We start from the raw sequence: 919 nt of genomic DNA, 5'->3' as shown, positions 1-919 counted from the left end.
GCGTATCTCTCGCCAACGCCAGCAGTATTGCAGCTCACTATGGTTCGGTTAGTGCCGGTACCTTTGCGGTTGTGCTGACGTATGCAGAGTCCAATAACATTGAGTTTGGTGCGCAAACGACGCTTTATCTGGTTATGTTAGAGCTTCCAGCGATTATTGTTGCCCTCGCCATTTATCGTTTTTTCAATTCGGAGAAGCAAGTTGAAGGCGTTTCTCATCGCGCTATTTGGCATGAAACATTGACGAACCGAGGTGTTGTATTGCTCGTTGGTGGTGTTCTGATTGGCTGGATGTACGGGCCAGTGCAAGGTGCGTCGGTCACCGAGTTATTGACAGGAGGCTTCAAAGCAATCTTGGCTATCTTCATGTTAGAAATGGGACTTACCGCGGCTGAAACACTCCGTCCCTTCCCATACAAACAATGGAAACTGGTTATCTTCGCATGCGTCACACCGCTTGCATTTGCTGCGATTGGCGCAGGCGCTGGTATAGCTTTGGGGCTGCCTGAAGGCTCAGTTCTTATTCTTGCGACTTTAGTCGCTAGTGCTTCCTATATTGCTGCGCCGGCAGCAATTCGAAGCGCTATTCCCGATGCGGATATTGGCTTAGCCATGCTGTTATCACTAGGCTTGACCTTCCCTCTGAACGTTATTTTTGGTATCCCTTTTTACCATTCATACATTTCACAGTGGATCGCATAGTTACTTAGCTACCCGTATAGTTCGCAACAATTCGATCCAGCTCTCCAGTGCGTTTTAGCTCCTCTAAATGCATTTTTACTTCTTTAATTGTACCGACCTTGTTTTGAGGGAGTGCGAAGAAAAATGGTTTTTCTGCTAGACGCACTTTGGTTTTTGCGATGCCTTTTTCGTGCGTTTTCATCAAGGTAAAGTCGATGACGTGTGTTGAGCCGACTAAG

General features: G+C 47.1%; 2 protein-coding genes. One reads left to right on the top strand and one right to left on the bottom strand.

Annotation, left to right across the window (positions count from 1 at the left end; genetic code table 11):
* A partial coding sequence (locus A3739_RS21875) for a sodium-dependent bicarbonate transport family permease (RefSeq protein WP_068502758.1) occupies positions 1 to 701 on the top strand: 701 nt, incomplete at its 5' end.
* 4 nt (positions 702 to 705) lie between these two features.
* On the opposite strand, the gene A3739_RS30240 is transcribed toward A3739_RS21875, so the two are convergent.
* A partial coding sequence (locus tag A3739_RS30240; protein WP_197472489.1) for a hypothetical protein occupies positions 706 to 919 on the bottom strand: 214 nt, incomplete at its 5' end.

It is taken from the genome of Oleiphilus sp. HI0067 (assembly GCF_001635735.1).
This window is presented reverse-complemented; position numbering and strand designations above follow the sequence as displayed.